2 tRNA genes and 3 rRNA genes are annotated in these 5,711 nt (G+C 45.9%); all 5 read right to left on the bottom strand.

The annotated features are described in order from the left end of the window. Positions 1-37 precede the first annotated feature (37 nt). Positions 38-147 (bottom strand): 5S ribosomal RNA (gene rrf, locus NHF47_RS16990). Between the two features lie 125 nt (positions 148-272). After that, positions 273-3,145 (bottom strand): 23S ribosomal RNA (locus tag NHF47_RS16995). 117 nt (positions 3,146-3,262) lie between these two features. Beyond that, positions 3,263-3,336 (bottom strand) — tRNA-Ala (locus tag NHF47_RS17000). 80 nt (positions 3,337-3,416) lie between these two features. Further along, a tRNA-Ile gene (locus NHF47_RS17005) sits at positions 3,417-3,490 on the bottom strand. A gap of 81 nt (positions 3,491-3,571) precedes the next feature. Next, positions 3,572-5,089: ribosomal RNA gene (locus NHF47_RS17010) — 16S ribosomal RNA — on the bottom strand. Together the 16S, 23S and 5S rRNA genes with 2 tRNA genes alongside form the textbook arrangement of a ribosomal RNA operon. Positions 5,090-5,711 lie beyond the last annotated feature (622 nt).

A 5,711-nucleotide genomic window follows, 5' to 3' on the forward strand; every position in this document is an offset into this window, starting at 1 on the left:
CAAAAAACCCTTATCGTATAGATAAGGGTTTTCAAAAGAAAGGCGACGACATACTCTCCCACAAGATTGCAGTACCATCTGCGCAGTCGGGCTTAACTTCTCTGTTCGGAATGGGAAGAGGTGAGCCCCGACGCAATAATCACCTTAAGTTTTTAGTTTTTCAGGTGTTATACCTAAAAACTGCAACTAGGTTGCTAATATTTTAACATACTGAGACAAGAAAATAAATTTTAGAAATTCACACCCGATAGTCTGAAGACTATCGGGATCATGTACATAAGCTTACGGGTTATTAGTACTACTCGACTATGACATTACTGCCTTTACATCTATAGCCTATCAACGTGGTCATCTTCCACGACCCTTAAAAGAAATCTCATCTTGTGGTGGGTTTCGCGCTTATATGCTTTCAGCGCTTATCCCTTCCAAACGTAGCTACTCTGCAGTGCTCCTGGCGGAACAACAGATACACCAGAGGTTTGTCCAATTCGGTCCTCTCGTACTAGAATCAGATCCACTCAAATTTCTAACGCCCACAGTAGATAGAGACCGAACTGTCTCACGACGTTCTGAACCCAGCTCGCGTGCCACTTTAATGGGCGAACAGCCCAACCCTTGGGACCTTCTCCAGCCCCAGGATGTGACGAGCCGACATCGAGGTGCCAAACCCCCCCGTCGATATGAGCTCTTGGGGGAGATCAGCCTGTTATCCCCGGCGTACCTTTTATCCTTTGAGCGATGGCCCTTCCATGCGGAACCACCGGATCACTATGCTCTACTTTCGTACCTGATCGACCTGTATGTCTCTCAGTCAAGCTCCCTTATACCATTGCACTCTACGCACGGTTACCAAGCGTGCTGAGGGAACCTTTAGAAGCCTCCGTTACTCTTTTGGAGGCGACCACCCCAGTCAAACTACCCACCAAACAATGTCCCCCACTTTTGTGGGGTTAGGCCTCAGACAAGCAAAGGGTGGTATTTCAACAATGACTCCACAACGCCTAGCGACGCCACTTCATAGTCTCCCACCTATCCTACACATCACGTGTCCAAGGTCAATATTAAGCTATAGTAAAGGTGCACAGGGTCTTTTCGTCCCACTGCGGGTAATCGGCATCTTCACCGATACTACAATTTCACCGAGCTCATGGCTGAGACAGTGTCCAGATCGTTACACCATTCGTGCAGGTCGGAACTTACCCGACAAGGAATTTCGCTACCTTAGGACCGTTATAGTTACGGCCGCCGTTTACTGGGGCTTCAATTCAATGCTTCTCCGAAGATAACATCTCCTCTTAACCTTCCAGCACCGGGCAGGTGTCAGGCCCTATACATCATCTTACGATTTAGCAGAGCCCTGTGTTTTTGATAAACAGTCGCCTGGACCTTTTCACTGCGGCCAGCATTGCTGCTGGCGACCTTTCTCCCGAAGTTACAGGTCTATTTTGCCTAATTCCTTAGCCATGAATCTCTCGAGCACCTTAGGATTCTCTCCTCAACTACCTGTGTCGGTTTACGGTACGGGTACTTATAATCTAAGTTTAGAAACTTTTCTTGGAAGCCCTTAGGCACACTATCCCTTTGTCCGAAGACTCCGAGTACTATCGTATTTCACCATTCTCTACGGATTTGCCTATAGAGAATATAGCTAGGTACTTTAACGAACTATTCCGTCAGTTCGCGGTGCTTTCATCACTCCGTCATTCCATCACAATTATAAGTAGTACGGGAATATTAACCCGTTGGCCATCGACTGTTCCTTTCGGATTCGCCTTAGGACCCGACTAACCCTCAGCTGATTAGCATAGCTGAGGAAACCTTAGTTTTTCGGTGTGCGGGTTTCTCGCCCGCATTATCGTTACTTATGCCTACATTTTCTTTTCTAAACAGTCCAGCAATACTCACATATCACCTTCAACCCAGTTTAGAATGCTCCCCTACCACAGTTATACTGTCCATAGCTTCGGTAGTATGCTTATGCCCGATTATTATCCATGCTCGTCCGCTCGACTAGTGAGCTGTTACGCACTCTTTAAATGAATGGCTGCTTCCAAGCCAACATCCTAGCTGTCTATGCAGACAAACCGCGTTTTTTCAACTTAGCATACATTTGGGGACCTTAGCTGATGGTCTGGGTTCTTTCCCTCTCGGACATGGACCTTAGCACCCATGCCCTCACTGCTGAGCATCATTATATAGCATTCGGAGTTTGTCAGGAATTGGTAGGTGGTGAAACCCCCGCATCCAATCAGTAGCTCTACCTCTATATAACTAATTCAGCGCTGCACCTAAATGCATTTCGGGGAGTACGAGCTATTTCCGAGTTTGATTGGCCTTTCACCCCTACCCACAGGTCATCCGAAGACTTTTCAACGTCAACCGGTTCGGACCTCCACTATGTGTTACCACAGCTTCATCCTGCCCATGGGTAGATCACACGGTTTCGCGTCTACCATTACTGACTCAAGCGCCCTATTCAGACTCGCTTTCGCTACGGATCCATACCTGAAGTACTTATCCTTGCCAGCAACGGTAACTCGTAGGCTCATTATGCAAAAGGCACGCCGTCACCCCACGAAAGGGCTCCGACCGCTTGTAAGCGTATGGTTTCAGGATCTATTTCACTCCGTTATTCACGGTTCTTTTCACCTTTCCCTCACGGTACTGGTTCACTATCGGTCTCTCAGGAGTATTTAGCCTTAGCGGATGGTCCCGCCAGATTCACACAGGGTTTCACGTGCCCCGCGCTACTCAGGATACTGCTATCTATATCTTCTCTTACTTATACGGGACTATCACCCTCTGTGGTTAACCTTTCCAGGTTATTCTAATTCAATCCGCATAGAATGTCGCAGTCCTACAACCCCAAAATTGCCGTAACAACTCTGGTTTGGGCTAATCCGCGTTCGCTCGCCACTACTTACGGAATCACTTTTGTTTTCTTCTCCTCCGCCTACTTAGATGTTTCAGTTCAGCGGGTTTGCCTCCTATCGGATACTATGTCTTCAACATAGTGGGTTGCCCCATTCGGATATCTACGGATCAATTCGTGTGTGCCAATCCCCGTAGCTTTTCGCAGCTTATCACGTCCTTCTTCGCCTCTGAGAGCCTAGGCATTCCCCATACGCCCTTATTTTGCTTATTGTACTTACATTTTAAAGTATTACGTAAACGCAACACCCCAAAAAATTTGTGCTTTCTATTATATTTTTAATTTTCTTTTCTCAATATGTCAATGAACTTCTATCACTCTCGTGATTCGTGGAGAATATCGGAGTCGAACCGATGACCTCCTGCGTGCAAGGCAGGCGCTCTAGCCAGCTGAGCTAATCCCCCAATTTAAATTCAGAATTATGAATTCAGAATTATGAATTGTGAATCCCAACCTCTAGAATTTCCGCAAAACTTAAAACAAGTAGTCCCGGGCAGACTCGAACTGCCGACCCCTACATTATCAGTGTAGTACTCTAACCAGCTGAGCTACGAGACTCTGTATTTTTAGCTTCTTCTTAAATCTTGAACTAACAGCGAGAGTAAAACTCTTCAATTAAACGCATTATCTTTTCTCTAGAAAGGAGGTGTTCCAGCCGCACCTTCCGGTACGGCTACCTTGTTACGACTTAGCCCTAGTTACTAGTTTTACCCTAGGCAGCTCCTTGCGGTCACCGACTTCAGGCACCCCCAGCTTCCATGGCTTGACGGGCGGTGTGTACAAGGCCCGGGAACGTATTCACCGGATCATGGCTGATATCCGATTACTAGCGATTCCAGCTTCACGGAGTCGAGTTGCAGACTCCGATCCGAACTGAGACCGGTTTTAAAGATTCGCATCCTATCACTAGGTAGCTGCCCTCTGTACCGGCCATTGTAGCACGTGTGTGGCCCAGGACGTAAGGGCCGTGATGATTTGACGTCATCCCCACCTTCCTCACGGTTTGCACCGGCAGTCTCGTTAGAGTTCCCGACTTCACTCGCTGGCAACTAACGACAGGGGTTGCGCTCGTTATAGGACTTAACCTGACACCTCACGGCACGAGCTGACGACAACCATGCAGCACCTTGAAAGACGTCCGAAGAAATACCTGTTTCCAAGTACGTCGTCTCCCATTTAAGCCCTGGTAAGGTTCCTCGCGTATCATCGAATTAAACCACATGCTCCACCGCTTGTGCGGGCCCCCGTCAATTCCTTTGAGTTTCACACTTGCGTGCGTACTCCCCAGGTGGGATACTTATCACTTTCGCTTAGCCACTCAATCCGAAAATCGAACAGCTAGTATCCATCGTTTACAGCGTGGACTACCAGGGTATCTAATCCTGTTCGCTACCCACGCTTTCGTCCATCAGCGTCAATCGTTTGTTAGTAACCTGCCTTCGCAATTGGTATTCCATGTAATATCTAAGCATTTCACCGCTACACTACATATTCTAGTTACTTCACAAAAATTCAAGCCCTACAGTATCAATGGCAGTTTCCTAGTTGAGCTAGGAGATTTCACCACTGACTTATAAGGCCGCCTACGGACCCTTTAAACCCAATGATTCCGGATAACGCTTGGATCCTCCGTATTACCGCGGCTGCTGGCACGGAGTTAGCCGATCCTTATTCCTACAGTACCGTCAAGCTCCCTCACGAGGGAGTGTTTCTTCCTGTATAAAAGCAGTTTACAACCCATAGGGCCGTCTTCCTGCACGCGGCATGGCTGGATCAGGCTTGCGCCCATTGTCCAATATTCCTCACTGCTGCCTCCCGTAGGAGTCTGGTCCGTGTCTCAGTACCAGTGTGGGGGATCTCCCTCTCAGGACCCCTACCCATCATCGTCTTGGTAAGCCGTTACCTTACCAACTAACTAATGGGACGCATGCTCATCTTGTACCGTTGGAACTTTAATAATCAGAAGATGCCTTCCGAAGATACTATGAGGTATTAATCCAAATTTCTCTGGGCTATCCCTCTGTACAAGGTAGATTGCATACGCGTTACGCACCCGTGCGCCGGTCTCAAGGAAGCAAGCTTCCTCTACCCCTCGACTTGCATGTGTTAGGCCTGCCGCTAGCGTTCATCCTGAGCCAGGATCAAACTCTTCATCGTATGTTTTTAATATTGTACGATAATGCTAACTTTAATTCTTTTTGCGTCTTACTCTCTTAAATTTTACAACCTAAATCTTAAAGATTTAAATCGTGCTGTCAATCCAATATGTCTATGAACGTGTCTTCTATTCTTTCGCTTGTCTCTCAAAGCGGGTGCAAAAGTACAACTTATTTTTTATCTGGCAAGTTTTTTTGAAAAATTTTTTAATTTTTTTTTCTCCAATTCTTAATCCCAATACTTTTTCTGAACGTTGCCCTTTTTGCGGGTCGCAAAGGTAAATCCTTTATTTGATTCAGGCAAACTTTTTTTGAAAAATTTTTTCTCTTTTTTTGCCTTATTCTAACCTCTCGGCTAAATCTCAATTTCTGTATGAACTTCCCTGTTAATGCGGGTGCAAAAGTAATTCTTTTTTTGAAACTAACAAGCTTTTTTGAAAAAATATTTTTCTTTTTTTTCTTGCCATAACTCCCGTTATCCGTTTCAAAATTTCTCAAAGAACTTTGCTCTATTGCGGGTGCAAAAGTAGTATCTTTTTATTACAATCCTAACCTTTTCTTAACTATTTTTTTATCTTTTTTTCTTCGCACTGATTACAAGATACTTACAAAACAAAAAAAAA

It is taken from the genome of Flavobacterium sp. NRK F7 (assembly GCF_024054195.1).
Lineage (GTDB): Bacteria > Bacteroidota > Bacteroidia > Flavobacteriales > Flavobacteriaceae > Flavobacterium.